The sequence below is a fragment of the Pantoea sp. JZ2 genome, assembly GCF_035191405.1.
GTDB lineage: Bacteria > Pseudomonadota > Gammaproteobacteria > Enterobacterales > Enterobacteriaceae > Pantoea > Pantoea stewartii.
The window spans coordinates 3,924,814-3,941,775 of record NZ_CP045247.1; the positions used below are offsets into that span (position 1 = coordinate 3,924,814).

The 16,962-nt window shown below is 54.2% G+C and carries 16 protein-coding genes; 6 read left to right on the forward strand and 10 right to left on the reverse strand.

Going from position 1 to position 16,962, the window contains the following annotated elements:
- Window positions 1-142: 142 nt before the first annotated feature.
- Genes ppdD through hofC form a run of 3 tightly spaced genes read left to right on the forward strand, consistent with a single transcriptional unit; the run spans window position 143 to window position 3,163 of the window.
- Window positions 143-592 (forward strand): prepilin peptidase-dependent pilin, encoded by a 450-nt coding sequence (gene ppdD / locus GC087_RS19070; RefSeq protein WP_006117693.1) that lies wholly within the window; start codon window positions 143-145, stop codon window positions 590-592.
- Complete coding sequence (gspE, locus tag GC087_RS19075) at window positions 585-1,967, forward strand: type II secretion system protein GspE (RefSeq protein ID WP_324029052.1); 1,383 nt, start codon at window positions 585-587, stop codon at window positions 1,965-1,967. The genes ppdD and gspE overlap by 8 nt, the downstream gene beginning before the upstream one ends.
- A complete protein-coding gene (hofC, locus tag GC087_RS19080; RefSeq protein WP_324029054.1) occupies window positions 1,964-3,163 on the forward strand; it encodes a protein transport protein HofC in 1,200 nt (399 codons plus the stop codon). The genes gspE and hofC overlap by 4 nt, the downstream gene beginning before the upstream one ends.
- 39 nt (window positions 3,164-3,202) lie before the next feature.
- On the opposite strand, the gene GC087_RS19085 is transcribed toward hofC, so the two are convergent.
- The gene (locus GC087_RS19085) at window positions 3,203-4,243 is read right to left on the reverse strand and encodes a GMP reductase (protein WP_033740262.1); all 1,041 of its coding nucleotides are present in this window, start codon (window positions 4,241-4,243) and stop codon (window positions 3,203-3,205) included.
- A 214-nt stretch (window positions 4,244-4,457) separates the two neighbouring features.
- On the opposite strand from GC087_RS19085, the gene coaE reads away from it, so the two are divergent.
- The 3 genes from coaE to yacG are packed head-to-tail and all read left to right on the forward strand — an operon-like array spanning window position 4,458 to window position 6,040.
- On the forward strand, window positions 4,458-5,087 hold the full coding sequence (gene coaE / locus GC087_RS19090; RefSeq protein WP_324029056.1) for a dephospho-CoA kinase: 630 nt from the start codon (window positions 4,458-4,460) through the stop codon (window positions 5,085-5,087).
- A gap of 3 nt (window positions 5,088-5,090) precedes the next feature.
- Window positions 5,091-5,834, forward strand: a complete 744-nt coding sequence (gene zapD / locus GC087_RS19095; RefSeq protein ID WP_006117688.1) for a cell division protein ZapD — start codon at window positions 5,091-5,093, stop codon at window positions 5,832-5,834.
- Between the two features lie 8 nt (window positions 5,835-5,842).
- A complete protein-coding gene (gene yacG / locus GC087_RS19100; RefSeq protein ID WP_006117687.1) occupies window positions 5,843-6,040 on the forward strand; it encodes a DNA gyrase inhibitor YacG in 198 nt (65 codons plus the stop codon).
- Window positions 6,041-6,071: 31 nt separating this feature from the next.
- Here the strand turns inward: yacG and mutT are convergent, their stop codons facing one another.
- From mutT to murC, 9 genes are all read right to left on the reverse strand, one after another.
- Window positions 6,072-6,467, reverse strand: a complete 396-nt coding sequence (gene mutT, locus GC087_RS19105) for an 8-oxo-dGTP diphosphatase MutT (RefSeq protein ID WP_324029058.1) — start codon at window positions 6,465-6,467, stop codon at window positions 6,072-6,074.
- Window positions 6,468-6,600: 133 nt separating this feature from the next.
- Window positions 6,601-9,306: a preprotein translocase subunit SecA gene (gene secA, locus GC087_RS19110; protein ID WP_033740260.1), complete on the reverse strand. Its 2,706-nt coding sequence runs from the start codon at window positions 9,304-9,306 to the stop codon at window positions 6,601-6,603.
- A 67-nt stretch (window positions 9,307-9,373) separates the two neighbouring features.
- Entirely contained in the window at window positions 9,374-9,880 is a 507-nt protein-coding gene (gene secM / locus GC087_RS19115; protein ID WP_233255760.1) for a secA translation cis-regulator SecM, read from the reverse strand.
- A 290-nt stretch (window positions 9,881-10,170) separates the two neighbouring features.
- Window positions 10,171-11,088 carry a UDP-3-O-acyl-N-acetylglucosamine deacetylase gene (gene lpxC, locus GC087_RS19120; RefSeq protein WP_033740259.1) on the reverse strand — a complete coding sequence of 306 codons (918 nt, stop codon included), beginning with the start codon at window positions 11,086-11,088 and terminating at the stop codon, window positions 10,171-10,173.
- A 101-nt stretch (window positions 11,089-11,189) separates the two neighbouring features.
- Window positions 11,190-12,344 carry a cell division protein FtsZ gene (gene ftsZ / locus GC087_RS19125; protein WP_006117682.1) on the reverse strand — a complete coding sequence of 385 codons (1,155 nt, stop codon included), beginning with the start codon at window positions 12,342-12,344 and terminating at the stop codon, window positions 11,190-11,192.
- A 71-nt stretch (window positions 12,345-12,415) separates the two neighbouring features.
- Window positions 12,416-13,672 carry a cell division protein FtsA gene (gene ftsA, locus GC087_RS19130; RefSeq protein ID WP_006117681.1) on the reverse strand — a complete coding sequence of 419 codons (1,257 nt, stop codon included), beginning with the start codon at window positions 13,670-13,672 and terminating at the stop codon, window positions 12,416-12,418.
- Complete coding sequence (gene ftsQ / locus GC087_RS19135; RefSeq protein WP_054634500.1) at window positions 13,669-14,508, reverse strand: cell division protein FtsQ; 840 nt, start codon at window positions 14,506-14,508, stop codon at window positions 13,669-13,671. Before ftsQ ends, ftsA begins: the two co-directional genes overlap by 4 nt.
- A gap of 1 nt (window position 14,509) precedes the next feature.
- Complete coding sequence (locus GC087_RS19140) at window positions 14,510-15,427, reverse strand: D-alanine--D-alanine ligase (protein WP_133745529.1); 918 nt, start codon at window positions 15,425-15,427, stop codon at window positions 14,510-14,512.
- Window positions 15,420-16,895: a UDP-N-acetylmuramate--L-alanine ligase gene (murC, locus tag GC087_RS19145; RefSeq protein ID WP_006117678.1), complete on the reverse strand. Its 1,476-nt coding sequence runs from the start codon at window positions 16,893-16,895 to the stop codon at window positions 15,420-15,422. Before murC ends, GC087_RS19140 begins: the two co-directional genes overlap by 8 nt.
- Between the last annotated feature and the right edge of the window lie 67 nt (window positions 16,896-16,962).

The following is a 16,962-nucleotide window of genomic DNA, read 5'->3' on the forward strand; positions in this document are numbered from 1 at the left end:
TTGTGCACCAGCATCCAGTGACGTAGTCCTGTTCCTGTAACCCTCCAGATTTATTGCCTGCCCTTTTCCACTCTCCGGGTTTCCTGCTGTTATTACCCACAGCGTCTTCCTAGACTGCGGCCTTCTTACTCAGGAGGCAAATATGCACTATCAACAAGGATTCACGTTAGTTGAATTAATGATTGTGGTCGGCATCGTGGCGATCCTCAGCGCTATCGGGCTGCCTGCCTATCAAAATTATCTGCAGCGCGCCGCGCTGACCGACATGCTGCAAACCATGGTGCCCTTTAAGACGGCCGTTGAGCTTTGCGCGATTGAACGCGGCGGGCCTGAACAGTGTCAGGCCGGGCAACGCGGTATTCCGCAGGGCACAACATCACGTTACGTGTCGGCGATCACCGTGGTCAACGGCATGATTACCCTGACCGGGCAGGAGAGCCTGAATGGATTAAGCGTAGAAATGCTGCCCGTCTGGGACAGTAACGAAGGCACGCTCGTCTGGCAGCGTACCTGTACCAGCACTAACACCACGTTACGTGACAACTGTCAGGAACAATTCCGCTTTGACAGTCGTGGGGGCACAAATGAGTAAACCCGACGATGCGATAGCGCTGATCTGTCAGCGCTATCGCGCCATCATCCTCGACCACAACGCGACGCATTTACGTCTTGCTGTCGCTGAGCAGGTTCCGCCAGGACTGGCCGAAGCCCTGCAATTTGCCAGCCCGTGTCAGATCGCTATTGAGTGCTGGCCGCAGGCCCGGCTCGAACAGGCTGAAGCGATGCATAGCCCCTTGTGTGCTAAAGAGGGTGCCGCCACAGAATCGGCAATCGATACCGCCAGCCAGCTTCTGCATCAGGCAGCACAGCGGCGGGCCTCAGACATCCATATTGAGCCTTATCAGCACAGCCTGCGTATTCGTCTGCGCATTGACGGCGTGTTGCATCCCCTGCCCCTGCAACGGGACATACAGCCAGCGGCTCTGCTGGCGCGGCTTAAAATTTTGGCCGGGCTGGATATTGCCGAACGTCGTCTGCCACAGGACGGTCAGTTCAGCCATGAGATTGACGGTCAGGTCGCTTCCTTTCGGCTCTCAACGTTGCTGACGCAGGGCGGAGAGAAAGCCGTCGTACGTTTGCTGCAGCGGGAAGGCGCTACACTGTCCCTGGACTCGCTGGGCTTACCCGCGGCACCGCTGCGCCTGCTCAAGGCTGCGCTGGCACAGCCCCAGGGCCTGATTCTGGTCACGGGCCCAACCGGCAGTGGAAAAACGTTTACCCTTTACAGCGGACTGAGCGCGATTAATCAGCCCGGAAAGAACATTTGCAGTGTGGAAGATCCCATTGAGATCCCTTTGCCGGGCATCAATCAGACGCAAATTAATCCAAAGTATGGGCTCGATTTTAATCGTGTGTTACGCGCGCTGCTTCGCCAGGATCCGGATGTCATCATGATAGGCGAAATACGTGACGGCGAGACCGCTGAAATTGCCGTAAAAGCCGCGCAAACCGGTCATCTTGTCCTCTCGACTTTGCACACTAACTCAACGGCTGAAACGCTAACGCGCTTACGCCAGATGGGCATTCCTGGTTATTTACTGGGCTCAGCGTTGCGCCTGATTATTGCTCAGCGCCTGGTCAGACGCCTGTGTCCGCACTGTCGTGAACCTGCACAGGCCGTGGCACATCTCCCGACGTCAGTCTGGCCAGGCACGTTACAAACCTGGCGGGCACCGGGTTGCGATCACTGCTTTTCGGGTTATTTTGGCCGTCTGGCTTTATTCGAACTCCTGCCCGTTACAGCCAAACTGCAAAATGCTATCGCCGCCGAAATGCCTCTGGAGGAGGTATTGGCGCTGGCAAAACAGCAAGGGATGCGCACGCTACAGGCTTCGGGGCTGGACGCTGTCAGCCGCGGCGAAACCTCTCTGGAGGAGATGCAGCGCGTTATTGGGCTCGAATCATGACGCACCTTTTTCTTTATCGCTGGTATGCTGTAGATACACAGGGCAGACTGCAAACGGGTTATCATCTGGCCCCCGACAGTGAGACGCTGTCTGACGACCTTTCGCGCCGGCACTTAGTGCCGGTGAGCGAGAAGCGGGAAAAAATGATGCGCCGACGTGACTGGCGGTCACAGCATAAAATTGATTTCATTCGCCAGCTCGCCACCCTGCTAAAGGCGGGCCTTCCTTTGTCGCAAAGCCTTGATCTGCTGGCATCAGGTCACCCGCATGCCGCCTGGCGGGCGTTGATGCAGGCCTTACAGCATCACGTCTTGCGTGGCGAGCCATTTTCGCAGGCATTACGCCAGTGGCCAGAGGTTTTTCCGCCACTTTTTGCTGCGCTGATGGCGGTCGGCGAGCTGACCGGTCAGTTGGATATCTGCTGCGAACAACTGGCGCAGCAACAAACACGTCAGCAGCATTTGCGCGCTAAGGTTCTGAAAGCCCTGCGTTATCCCCTGTTTATTCTGTTCGTGGCGTTGGCAGTCACCTGCGGTATGTTGCTGTTTGTGTTGCCGGAGTTTGTTTCCGTCTATGCCTCGTTTGACGCGCCTTTACCCGCCTTCACCGCCGCCGTTATCACCCTGTCCGACGCATTACAGGCGGGCGGATTGCCGTTAATCGGGGGCATTGCCCTGCTGGCGACGGGCTGGTACCACGCGCGGCGGTGCTCTGAAAACTGGCAGCGCTGTGAGCAACGCGCCCTGCTGCGTGTGCCGGTTATCGCCGGGCTATGGCAGGGCAGTCAACTGACGCAAATCTACAGTGTGTTGCAACTGACCCAGCAGGCAGGATTAACCCTGCTCCAGGGTCTTGATGCGGCCTGTGTCACGTTGTCATCGCGGCTGTGGCAGGATGCCATCAAGGCTATTCAGCAGCACATTGCGCAAGGCAATCCTCTGCATCAGGCGTTGCACGCGCATCCCCTGTTTACGCCACTTTGTCGTCAGTTGATTCGTGTGGGCGAAGAGTCAGGCGCACTGGATGTGATGCTGGCGCGTCTGGCTGAATGGCATGAAAGAGAAACGCTGACGCGGGCTGATAATCTGGCCGCCTCGCTGGAGCCCGTGATGATGGTGGTGATTGGCGGCATTGTCGGCACACTGGTGATCGCCATGTATCTGCCTGTGTTTGGGCTAGGTGAGGCCATGCAGTAAAGGTGCTCCGTTCCTTTACTGCATGCTGAGCAGGCGGGGTTAACGGGAAAAGATGCGGTTTTCCTGCTCGGCCACCCGAATAAACGTGGTGCGCTTGGTTAACTCTTTTAGCCGCTCAGCTCCCACATAGGTGCAGGCAGAACGAAGCCCGCCGAGAATATCGCGAAGGGTTTCTTCTACCGGCCCGCGCAAGGGGAGTTTCACTGTTTTCCCTTCTGCCGCACGATATTCCGCCACGCTTCCCGCATGACGTTTCATTGCGGATTCTGAGCTCATGCCGTAAAACAGCATAAACCGCTCGCCGTTTTCTTCTGTAATTCGGCCTTCGCACTCATCATGTGCCGCCAGCATACCGCCCAGCATGACAAAATCCGCGCCGCCACCAAACGCTTTGGCGATATCACCCGGCACAGCGCATCCGCCATCGCTGACGATTTGCCCACTCAGGCCGTGCGCCGCATCGGCGCACTCAATCACGGCAGAGAGCTGCGGATATCCCACGCCGGTTTTGACGCGCGTGGTGCAGACTGAGCCCGGTCCAATCCCCACCTTCACGATATCGGCTCCGGACAGGATTAGCTCTTCGACCATTTCCCCCGTGACGACGTTACCCGCACAAATCGTTTTGCCCGGGAAGATCTCACGCGCACGCTTCAGGAAATCGACAAAGTGCTCAGAATAACCATTGGCAACGTCAATACAGATGAACTGCAGGTCATCGCAAATGGCCATGACCGCGATAAGTTTGGTGAGATCGGCGTCTGAGGTGCCGGTAGATACCATCACATATTTCAGTACTGATGCCGGTACGCGTTGAACAAACGCCCGCCAGTCTTCCACACTGTAGTGTTTGTGTACGGCTGTTAAGACATTGAAACTGGCCAGCGCCTCGGCCATTGAAAAAGTCCCCACCGTATCCATGTTGGCCGCGATAACAGGTACGCCGCGCCAGTCCAGGCCGGAGTGTTTGAACGTAAAGCTGCGATCCAGTTCGACCTGAGATCGGCTTTTCAGCGTGGAGCGCTTTGGACGAATCAGTACGTCTTTAAAGCCCAGTTTCAAATCTTCTTCAATGCGCATACATAGTGTCCTGGTAAGAGGTTATTCATCGCCATGAAGGGCGTTATCACAAAGCCAGTCACCTCATGATACGCGCCATTTGCACCGCAACAAGAGTGCGAATTTCACTTTATTTACGCTACAATCCATCAGATTCGACGGCGTCTTTCTAACGAAATCGGACGCGCAACATGATCGTGTCGTAACGCTTTGGCTTACCTGTGACTGAACGACTATGAGAGTGAGAGTGAGAGATACGCCCTACACGGTGGCGCTGACCGGTGGCATTGGCAGCGGCAAGAGCACTATTGCCGCGTACTTTGCTGCAGAAGGCGTGACGATCATTGACGCTGATGTCATTGCCCGCGAGGTCGTCGAGCCGGGCACGCCTGCTCTGCAGGCGATTGTTGCACGCTATGGTGACAGTATTCTGACCGATCAGGGAACACTGCAACGTGCGCGATTAAGAGAGATTATTTTTGCGGCACCTGATGAAAAAAACTGGCTAAACGCGCTGCTTCATCCCCTGATTAACGCCCGCACACAGCAGCTTAAAGCGCAGGCGACCTCACCTTATGTCCTGTGGGTCGTGCCGTTGCTGGTTGAAAACCAGCTCCAGCATCAGGCCGATCGGGTTTTGGTTATCGACACCGATGAAGAAACACAGCTGAAACGTACGCTCGCACGCGACAACGTTTCTCCTGAGCAGGCTAAACGCATTCTTGCGGCACAGGCGACGCGCCAACAGCGCCTCGCCTGTGCCGATGATATTATTGATAACAGTGGCGCGCCTGAAAATGCGCTACCCCAGGTTGCCAGACTTCATCAGCGTTATCTGAAGCTTGCGGCAGCGAAACAGGATTAATCCATGAGTACAGTCGTTCTGTTTGAACATCCACTGAATGAAAAAATGCGCACCTGGCTGCGTGTCGAATTCCTGATCGATCAGTTGCATCAGGTTACGCCATTGGAAAATACCGCCACGGCACTGACTTTTTTTCGTCTGATCGGCGAACTGCTGGATATCTTTGAACGCGGCGACATGCGCACCGAATTGCTGAAAGAGCTTGAGCGTCAGCAAACCAAACTGCGCGCGTGGGCAGATGTGCCCGGCGTCGATATGTCCGTGGTGGATGCATTGCGCGACAAACTAAAAGCACAATCTGTTCTGCTTAACAGTGCGCCACGTATGGGGCAGCAACTGAGGGAAGATCGTCTGATTGCTCTGGTTCGTCAGCGGCTCAGTATTCCGGGCGGGTGCTGCAGTTTCGATCTGCCTGGTCTGCACATCTGGCTGCATCTGCCGCAGACAACACGTGATGCGCAGGTGACAAGCTGGATGGAAACCCTGATACCGCTGCACAGCACACTGGCCATGTTGCTCGATTTAATCCGTCAGTCGGGCACTTACCGTTTACAAACCAGTCTGAACGGTTTTTATCAGGATAATGCCGAAGGCGCCGATCTTCTGCGTCTGCAACTGGACATAGAGGACGCACTTTATCCTCAGGTATCCGGTCATAAGAGCCGTTTTGCGATACGTTTTATGCCACTGGACAGTGAGCGCGGTGAAGTCCCTGCGCGCCTCAACTTCCAACTGGCCTGTTGTTAGAGGTGAACATGCAGGAAGAAATTATGACCGTTAACTGTCCGCAGTGCGGTAAAACGGTTATCTGGGATGAACTGAGCCCGTGGCGGCCGTTTTGCAGCAAACGTTGTCAGTTAATTGACCTTGGCGAATGGGCTGCGGAAGAAAAGCGCATACCCAGCAGCGATGAGTTGAACGACAGTGACAACTGGAGTGAAGAAGAACGCTAAGTCACGCGGTGGGGCATAATGCCCCACCCTGTTACAGTTCGCCCGCCACCAGACGCGCTATCAGTTCATGATTTGCCGCCGGAAATTCTTCAGCGATCAGCGCCCGCTGTTCGACCCAACGCTGTGGCTGCCCCTCTTTGCCCCAGGGTTCACCTTTCCAGCCTTCGACCAGGAAAAAATGCAGCGTCACACGCAGATCGTCATAGGTATGATCTTTGATGCTAATGGCGCGGGCATCAGTCACCTCAATGCCGGTTTCTTCGAGCAGTTCGCGCACTAAACCCTGCTCAGGGCTTTCACCCGCTTCAATTTTACCGCCGGGAAATTCCCACTTATTGGCCATGTAGGAGGAAGCCGCACGCTGGGCAAGAAAAATGTGTTTATCGGCATTGCGGATAATGCCGACGGCAACCTGCAGGTGCTTCATGAAGGTATCCTGAAGAGTGGGTGAATGAGCGCTGATTCTAAAACATGTTAAGCGGGTTGTTAACCGCGCCATCGTTCAGCGGACAAAAAGCCAAAAAAAAGGAGCCAGAGGCTCCTTTTCAGTCAATACGTTATCAGGCCAGGCGACCATGACACTGTTTGTATTTCTTACCTGAACCGCATGGGCAAGGATCGTTACGTCCGACTTTACGCTCGCCGCCCTGCTGGGCAAGCGACTCGGCCGCCAGCACATCTTCGCTGACATGGCTGAGATGCTGCTGCTGCGCCAGACGCTCTGCCTCTTCGCGACGTTGCTGCTCCATCGCTTCCACTTCTTCTGGCATTCGCACCTGCACCTTGCTCAGTGTGCTGATGACTTCATACTTCAGCGTTTCAAGCATGGCGGCAAACATGGCAAACGATTCACGTTTATATTCCTGCTTCGGATCTTTCTGCGCGTAGCCACGTAAGTGGATGCCCTGACGCAGATAATCCATTGCCGCCAGGTGCTCTTTCCACAGGGAGTCCAGCGTTTGCAGCATCACGCCTTTCTCAAAGTTACGCATCATCTCCGCGCCCACGATCTCTTCTTTCGCCGCATAGCTATCGGCAGCGTGTTTCATAATGCGCTCACGCAGCGTCTCTTCATGCAGGTCCGGTTCTTTATCCAGCCATTCACTGATTGGCAGATCCAGATCGAAATCGTTACGCAGGCGCTCTTCCAGTCCCGGTACATCCCACATTTCTTCCAGTGACTGCGGTGGAATGTAGCTGTCGATAATCGATTTATAGACGTCTTCGCGAATACTGTTGATGGTATCGGAGACATCAGAAACATCCAGCAGCTCATTACGCTGGCTATAGATCGCGCGGCGTTGGTCATTCGCCACATCATCGTATTCCAGCAGTTGCTTACGAATATCGAAGTTACGGCTTTCCACTTTACGCTGTGCGTTGGCAATCGCTTTGGTTACCCACGGGTGCTCAATGGCCTCGCCCGGCTTCATTCCCAGCTTGCGCATCATGTTAGAAACACGATCAGAGGCAAAAATACGCATCAGCGCATCTTCCATTGACAGGTAGAAACGTGAAGAACCCGCGTCCCCCTGACGACCCGCACGACCGCGCAGCTGGTTGTCAATACGACGCGATTCATGGCGTTCCGTACCGACGATATGTAAGCCACCTGACGCCAGCACGGCATCGTGACGAACCTGCCAGGCCGCTTTAATCGCCTCGATCTGCTCTTCAGTCGGATCCTGCAGCTCAGCGACTTCGGCATGCCAGCTACCGCCCAGCATAATATCGGTACCACGGCCCGCCATGTTGGTGGCGATGGTCACGGCACCCGGCTGACCAGCCTGAGCAACAATATCCGCTTCGCGGGCGTGGAATTTGGCGTTCAGAACATTGTGCTTAATGCCTGCGCGTGTCAGCTCGTTTGATACAACTTCTGACTTCTCGATCGAAATCGTACCTACCAGTACCGGTTGCCCTTTCGCGGTACGTTCGCGAATATCCTCAATAATGGCATCGATCTTCTCTTTCTCTGTCATGTAGACCAGATCGGCCAGATCTTTACGCACCATCGGACGGTTGGTTGGCACAACGATGGTATCGAGCTTGTAGATGGAGCTGAACTCAAACGCTTCTGTATCAGCCGTACCCGTCATACCGGCCAGCTTTTCATAGAGGCGGAAGTAGTTCTGGAAGGTGATCGATGCCAGCGTCTGGTTTTCGTTCTGGATTTCAACGCCTTCTTTGGCTTCAACGGCCTGATGCAGACCATCAGACCAGCGACGTCCTTGCATGGTACGACCGGTATGCTCATCGACAATGATGACTTCGCCATCTTTAACGATGTAATCAACATCGCGCGTGAACAGCGCATGTGCACGCAGCGCAGCCGTCACGTGATGCATCAGCATGATATTCGTCGGTGAATAGAGGGATTCACCTTCCACCATAATGCCCTGGCTCACCAGCAGCTCTTCGACTTTCACCAGGCCGCGCTCGGTCATGTGCGCCTGACGCGCTTTCTCGTCAACCCAGAAATCGCCTTCACCCTGGAAGTGGTCAGAATCTTCTTTTTCCTGACGGATCAGGTGAGGAATGATTTTGTTCACTTTGGTATAGAGTTCAGAGCTGTCTTCTGCCGGACCTGAGATGATCAGTGGCGTTCGCGCTTCGTCAATGAGGATGGAGTCGACCTCATCCACCAGCGCATAGTGCAGTTTACGCTGTACGCGCTCTTCAGGGCTGAACGCCATGTTGTCGCGCAGATAGTCGAAGCCATATTCGTTGTTCGTACCGTAAGTGATGTCCGCTGCATAGGCTTCACGTTTGGCAACGGAAGGCAGACCTGACATGTTGATACCGACACTCAGACCAAGAAATTCAAACAACGGGCGGTTATTTTCCGCATCACGCTGGGCCAGGTAATCGTTGACGGTAACAACATGAACGCCTTTACCGGTCAGGGCATTCAGGTAGGCTGGCAGCGTTGCCGTAAGCGTTTTACCTTCACCGGTACGCATCTCAGCAATACAGCGGTTGTTGAGTACCATACCGCCAATCAGCTGGACATCAAAGTGACGCATGCCAAAGACGCGTTTACTGGCTTCACGCACGGTTGCAAAGGCTTCCGGAAGTAAACTCTCCAGCGACTCGCCTTTTTTCAGGCGCTCACGGAACAGTTCCGTTTTCGCTTTCAGTTCTTCATCAGAGAGCTTTTCAAAATCCGGTTCCATCTTGTTGATGATATCAACGGTTTTACGCATGCGGCGCAAAGTACGATCATTGCTGCTACCAAAAACCTTGGTTAACATTTTGATTAACATAATAAATATATTCTCAATTCAGCCGAATCGTCGGACTGCGAAATCTAAAAGGGTGTAATGAAAGTGATTAGCAGAACAATGAAGCGGGGCCAGCACGGATACCGTGCACTTTGCCATGCCAGGCTGCTCGCGTCAGGGCAGGCGCGTCAGACACAGGCAGCAGAGACAAACCAAAGGCGTCGTATGTCTGTGCTGTCTGGGAGGTCAATAAGGCATGAAGTGAATCGATTAACGCCAGCTTTTGCGCGGCCAGCGGATGTACCTGCTCTTCCGCCTGAGACTGCGGCGTCAGCGTGAAAGAGAGGTGGCGGATAACCGTGCGAATGGCATGCTGGTGCCAGTAGTCAACCGTAAAACTGGGACGTCGCGAGGCTTCCTGAAGACGAATAAGATGATCGAAACGAACGGCATTGCCGATGAACAGGCTGCTGGCTGAGGATTCGGATCCGGTGTTAAGTTCCGCTGTTTGCGCACACGCCGGCAAGCCGAGACTGGCCGCCACCATTCCTAGCAGGAAATGAGGCCAGAAATAGCGTCTACCTATTTGTCGCCAGCGTAGAAGGATTCCGATCACAATTGTTCCATTGCGCATAACAATTTCATTATTCACTGCTGTTTTCAGCAGCATGCAGCCTGTAAAAGCGCCAGAGATAGTAACACTAATGTGGCGTGCCGACACCTGCGTTTAAAGCGACAACGGAAGAAATCGCACCTGATTGTGCAGCAATTCAGCAATTGTTTGCTTTAGCATGTGAAGAGTGTCGCAACACACAGAGAGCGAGGGCGGGGCAATAAAAAACGGCCGGAGCGACTGACCGGAGAGAGTGTCAGCGCAACCAGCCGTTTTTACGTTCTGATCAGGAATTAAGCCAGAACCAGATTTGGTGCTTTAAACGCCAGTGGCAATTCAGCTTCGTCTTCGAAGGTCGCCCATTCCCAGGCTTCCTGCTTAGCCAAAACGGCCTGCAGCAGTTTGTTGTTCAATGCATGGCCCGATTTGTACGCGGTAAACGCGCCGATAATGTTATGGCCACACATAAACAGATCGCCGATAGCGTCCAGCATTTTGTGACGGACAAACTCGTCTTCAAAACGCAGACCTTCTTCATTAAGCACGCGGAAATCATCAAGGCCTATCGCACAATCTAAACTACCGCCCAGGCACAGGCCTTTAGACTGCAGATATTCGATTTCATGCATGAAGCCAAAGGTGCGTGCACGGCTAATCTGACGAACAAACGCTTCGGCAGAAAATTTCATCTGGTAACGCTGAGAGCTGGCATCGATAGCCGGGTGTTTGAAATCAATAGTGAAATCAAGCGAAAAACCGTTATACGGTTTAATTTCCGCCCATTTATCACCATCTTCAACACGCACGGTTTGCTTAACGCGCACAAACTTCTTGGCGCTACTGAGCTGCTCGATACCTGCATCCATCAGCAGATAGATAAAAGGCGCTGCGCTGCCATCCATAATCGGGATTTCAGGTGCATCGACTTCCACAATAATGTTGTCGATGCCCAGGCCCGCCAGTGCGGCATTTAAGTGTTCAACTGTCGAAATACGCACGCCTTCATCATTCACCAGGCAGGTACTCAGCATGGTGTCGCGCACGTATTTTGCATCAGCCGGAAAATCAACCGGGGGATTCAAGTCGGTGCGACGATAGATGACCCCGGTATTAGCCGGTGCAGGGCGCAACGTCAGGCTGACTTTCTTGCCGGTATGTAAACCGACACCTGTCGCCTGAACAATACGTTTTAATGTCCTTTGTTTGATCATCGTAATTATCTCGCAATATTACTTTCCGACCGCCAGTATACGTTACCAGCGGGCGAACACTTTAGCACAAAGAGCGGGAAAACCCAATTATAAGGTTATTCCTAGTCGGCCTGCTTACGCAAAAACGCCGGGATATCAAGGTAATCTGGCTCTTTGTTCGATTGCGCATTCTGATCGTTCACCACTTTCGCTGCAGGTTTCTGCTCCTGCGGCAGCGGCGACATACCGTGCTGCTGGTAACGGTGATCCATCACTGGCTGGCTGGCCGGTTTGTTGGTGACCAGCGTGATTTCAGGACGCTTGTCCATACCAATACCGGTTGCCACCACGGTGACGCGCAGTTCATCGTTCATTTCTGGATCCAGAGAGGTACCGATAACCACGGTGGCGTTGTCTGAGGCGAAGGCGCGGATGGTATTACCCACGGTTTCGAACTCATCCAGACGCAGGTCAAAGCCCGCCGTGATGTTGACCAGCACGCCACGCGCACCAGACAGGTCGATATCTTCCAGCAGTGGGCTGGAAATCGCCATCTCAGCAGCTTCTTCCGCACGATCTTCACCGCATGCCACGCCAGAGCCCATCATGGCATAACCCATTTCTGACATGACGGTACGCACGTCAGCAAAGTCGACGTTCATCAGGCCAGGGCGGGTAATCAGTTCAGCGATACCCTGCACTGCGCCTTTCAGTACGTCGTTGGCTGCGCCAAAAGCGTCGAGCAGCGAAATGCCGCGCCCAAGCACTTTTAACAGCTTGTCGTTAGGAATGGTGATCAGTGAATCGACGTGCTTAGACAGCTCTGCGATCCCCTGCTCGGCAAACGCCATGCGCTTCTTGCCTTCGAAGTTGAAAGGCTTGGTCACGACCGCAACGGTCAGAATACCTAAATCTTTCGCCACTTCAGCTACAACAGGCGCTGCACCGGTACCGGTACCGCCACCCATTCCCGCTGCGATGAACACCATGTCTGCCCCTTCCAGCGCAGAACGCAGTGCTTCGCGATCTTCCTCTGCAGAGTTACGGCCCACTTCCGGGTTCGCACCCGCACCCAGCCCTTTGGTAATGTTATTACCAATCTGGATGGTCTGGCCGACCGCTGTTTTACGCAACGCCTGGGCGTCGGTGTTAACAGCGAAGAATTCCACACCTTCGATACGCTCGCGTACCATGTGCTCTACGGCGTTGCCGCCGCCACCGCCGACGCCGATGACTTTAATCACCGCGTCATTGGTTAATTCCATAGGTTCAAACATGATTTCTCTCCGTTATGTGCCTGTCGCCTGGAGATCACAAAAGAAAACAGCATGATCCCCTTTTACAAAAATTAAAACTCTTTTTTTAACCAACTATTGATTCGTTTAAACCAGTTGCCGACTGAAACCCGCTTTTCCGCCTCTGCGTCACCGTTCATGTGTGACTCTTTGCCGTAATGCAACAGCCCTACCGCCGTGGAATAGTAAGACTCCTGCGCGTAGTCCGTCAGGCCAGTAATGTTCAGCGGCTGTCCAATGCGCACCTGCGTATGGAATACGCGCTGCGCGCAGGCGGCCAGACCTTCAATCTGCGCCGCGCCGCCGGTTAATACAATCCCCGCAGCAAGATGGTGTTTCACTCCCTGCTGGCGAAGCTGCTCTTGCAGCTGCAAAATCTCGTCATTGACCAGATTTAAAAGTTCGGTGTAACGCGGCTCAATTACCTCAGCCAGCGTCTGACGCTGTAAGCTCCGTGGCGGACGTCCGCCAACGCTCGGCACTTCAACGTTCTCATCTTTTCCAACAATCGATCCCAGCGCGCAACCATGCCGGACTTTAATCGCTTCCGCATCGGTAGGCGGCGTGCCAAAGGCGTACGCAATATCGCTGGTAACTACATTGCCCGCATAGGGAATGACCTTCGTGTGGCGCAGTGCACCGCCAGTATAGACGGCGATATCCATTGTGCCGCCCCCGATATCCACCACGCAAACACCCAGTTCGCGTTCGTCTTCGGTCAGTACAGCAAAGCTGGACGCCAGACCGGCAAAAATCAGTTGGTCAACTTTGAGGCCACAACGTTCAACGGCTTTAACAATATTTTTCGCCATATCATTGTGACAGGTGATCAAATGGACTTTCGCCTGCATACGTACACCGGAAAGGCCGACCGGGTTCTTAATGCCTTCCTGGTAATCGATGGCATATTCCTGAGGAATAACGTGCAGAATGCGATGCTCGTCACGAACGCGCACAGACTTTGCCGTGTGCACCACATTCTCTACATCATCCTGAGTCACTTCCTCTTCTGAAATCGGAACCATCCCGATTTCGTTCTGGCAGCTGATATGTTTGCCCGATAATGCAAGGTAGACGGAGGAAATCTGGCAATCCGCCATCAACTCAGCCTGATCAATGGCGCGCTGTACGCATTTCACCACCGACTCAAGATCGTTAACGCCACCTTTATCCATACCGCGGGACGGACAACTGCCGACCCCAATAATATTGACCATACCATCGGGCAGAATTTCCCCAACCAGGGCGGCGACTTTCGCAGTGCCGATTTCGAGTCCAACTACCAGTTTTCTGTCCGTTGCCTTGATCATTGTTGTTTAGCCTGTGCCTGGTTTTGTTGCTGATTACTGTCCTGTGGCTCCATCACTATCGGTGTCCAGCCAACGGAGGCGCCAGAGTCATAGCGTAAATCAACGGAGTTGATGCGCTTGTGTTCATTCTCGCCTTGTTGCTGCAACACCGGATAAAGCTCAATAAAACGATTCAGACGCTTCATGGTATCGGTACGGCCCAGTTCGATACGTACATCGTCACTGGTCACCAGCTGCCATGAACGTCGTGCCGTCATCGACGCCACCTTCAGGGTAAACTTCCTGGCCTTCAGCACATCATCCATACTGTGATAGCCTGCCAGGACCTCTTTTTCACTGCCTTCTGGCCCATACAACATGGGCAACGTTTCTTTGCCCATATGATTGGCCGGTACGCTAAATGACACGCCGTCGCTGTCCACCATATGCGCGTCGTTCCAGCGTGCCACCGGCGTGTACTCAACCAGATGAATCTTCAGTTCATCAGGCCACTGTTTGCGCACACTGACCTGTTTAATCCACGGCAACCGTTCAATCTGCTGCTGGATAATGTTCACATCCTGCGACATAAAGGTGCCGGGTGGCCCCAGGGATAAAATCGCCTGGCGGATGTCGTCGTGGGTGGTGTAATGCAACTCACCGGTGACCACCAGTTTCGACAGGGGTAAGCGGGATGCATCATTCATCCACTTCAGCACCACTAATCCACCCGCAATCATTATGCCCATTACCATCAGCAGAAAGACGATGCCAAACAGCCGGGCACCGTTACTGCGGCCGGTGCGTGCCCGCTCCTGCGCCTCACGATTGCGTACATTCATCGCCGCCTGTGACATATCAGTCGGCCAGTTCCAGAATGCGTACGACCAGTTGAGAAAAGGTCAGTCCCGCCTGCTTTGCTGCCATCGGCACTAAGCTGTGGCTGGTCATGCCCGGGGAAGTATTGGCTTCCAGTAACTGAAAGCGGCCCTCACCATCGGTCATCACATCGACACGACCCCAACCCTGACATCCCAGCGCCTGCCAGGCAGACCACACCAGCTGTTGTAATTCTGCTTCACGCTCTGCACTCAGCCCTGCGGGACAGAAGTACTGAGTATCGTCAGAAATGTATTTAGCTTCATAGTCATAGAACTCGCTGGCAGTCTTTATTTTTATCGCTGGCAGAATCTGATCGCCCAGAATGCCCACGGTATATTCTTCACCACTCAGAAACGCCTCGATAAGCACGTTATCGTCGTGACGAAATGCCTCTTCCAGCGCGGCCAGCAGATCACCCTGCTGATTAACCCGGCTGATGCCAACGCTGGATCCTTCACTGCTCGGTTTAACAAACAGAGGGAAGCCCAGTGCGGCAATCGCCGCCGCTGTCGCGGCGTCCAGACCCGACTGCATCTGTGCACGGGTCATCCAGACAAACTTACCTGCCGGCAGTCCCCTGCCCTGCCACAGTAATTTGGTACGCAGCTTATCCATGGTCACCGCCGACGCCATGACCCCGCTGCCGGTATAAGGCAGTTGCAGGAATTCAAGCACGGCCTGAAGCGTGCCGTCTTCGCCACCGCGACCATGCAGCGCGATAAAGGCTTTGTCGAAGCCCTGCGCTTTCAGATCCAGTACAGACTGCTCGCGTGTATCAATACCGTGCGCATCAATGCCCGCTTCACGTAAACCGGCCAGTACGGCAGCCCCGGACATCAGGGAGACCTCGCGTTCGGCTGAGGTGCCACCCATCAAAACAGCCACTTTAGACATGACGGCCCTCCACTTTGCGCTCTGGCTGCAGTTTGCATTCCGCCAGTTTACGCGCCACTTTCCCGACGTTGCCTGCGCCCTGAACCAGAATCAGATCGTTACCTGATAATAACGGCGCCAGCATCTCGACTAACGCATCATGCTCCGGCACCAGAATGGGGTCGACTTTACCGCGGTTGCGGATTGCACGACACAGCGCACGGCTGTCAGCACCCGGAATCGGCGTTTCGCCGGCGGCATACACATCCAGCATCAGTAAAACGTCGACCTGTGACAGCACGTTAGCAAAATCGTCAAACAGGTCGCGCGTGCGGGTATACCGGTGCGGCTGAAAGACCATCGCCAGTTTTTTATCCGGCCAGCCTGCGCGCGCCGCTTTAATGGTGGCATCCACTTCCGTTGGGTGATGGCCATAATCATCAACCAGCATAGCCGTGCCAGGTGTGCCGTTGACCGGTTCGGTAGCAAACTCGCCCAACTGATCGAAACGACGGCCGGTTCCCTGGAAGCTCTCCAGCGCAGCCAGAATCGCGCTGTCTTCAATGCCTTCTTCGCTGGCAACCGCAACCGCTGCCGCCGCATTCAACGCGTTATGCCGTCCCGGCGCATTCAGCGTGATCGCGAGTGGTGCCTTGTCCTGACGAATCAGGTTGAAATGCACCTGAGCGCCACGCTGTTCAAAATCTTCAATGCGGAAGTCCGCATCCTCGCTGAAACCATAGGTCGTAATCTGACGTCCTACACGCGGTAACAAGTCGCGAATCACCGCATCATCAACGCACATCACCGCACGGCCATAGAAGGGCAGGTTGTGCAGAAAATTGATAAACGTCTGCTTCAGGTTTTCGAAATCACCCTGATACGTGTCCATATGATCGGCTTCGATATTGGTCACGACGGCAACCATCGGCTGCAGATGCAGGAAGGACGCATCGCTCTCATCCGCCTCGGCGATCAGATAACGGCTGCTGCCCAGACGCGCATGCGTGCCCGCCGCTTTCACCAATCCACCGTTAACGAAGGTCGGATCCAGGCCACCTTCGGCATAAATGCTGGAGACCATCGCCGTTGTCGTGGTTTTGCCGTGCGTTCCGGCGATCGCAATGCCATGACGAAAGCGCATCAGTTCTGCCAGCATCTCAGCGCGACGAATCACCGGGATACGTTGCTCGCGTGCCGCAACCAGCTCAGGGTTATCCTGAGAAACCGCACTGGAGACCACGACGACACTGGCATCCGTCACGTTTTCCGGGCGGTGGTTGAAGTAAATCGTTGCGCCCAGATTGATCAGATTTTGGGTTACCGGGTTAGGCGCCAGATCAGAACCGCTAATATGGTAGCCTTCATTCGCTAACACTTCGGCAATACCGCCCATGCCAGCACCGCCGATGCCGACAAAGTGAATGTGCCGGACGCGACGCATCTCGGGCACGATTGAACGCAGTTTTGCCAGTTGTTGTGTATTCATTACGCTTTCTTATACCTACTCATTCAGTTTGTGCTCAGGTTGTTGAGCACGGGCCAGCCAGGCTGAC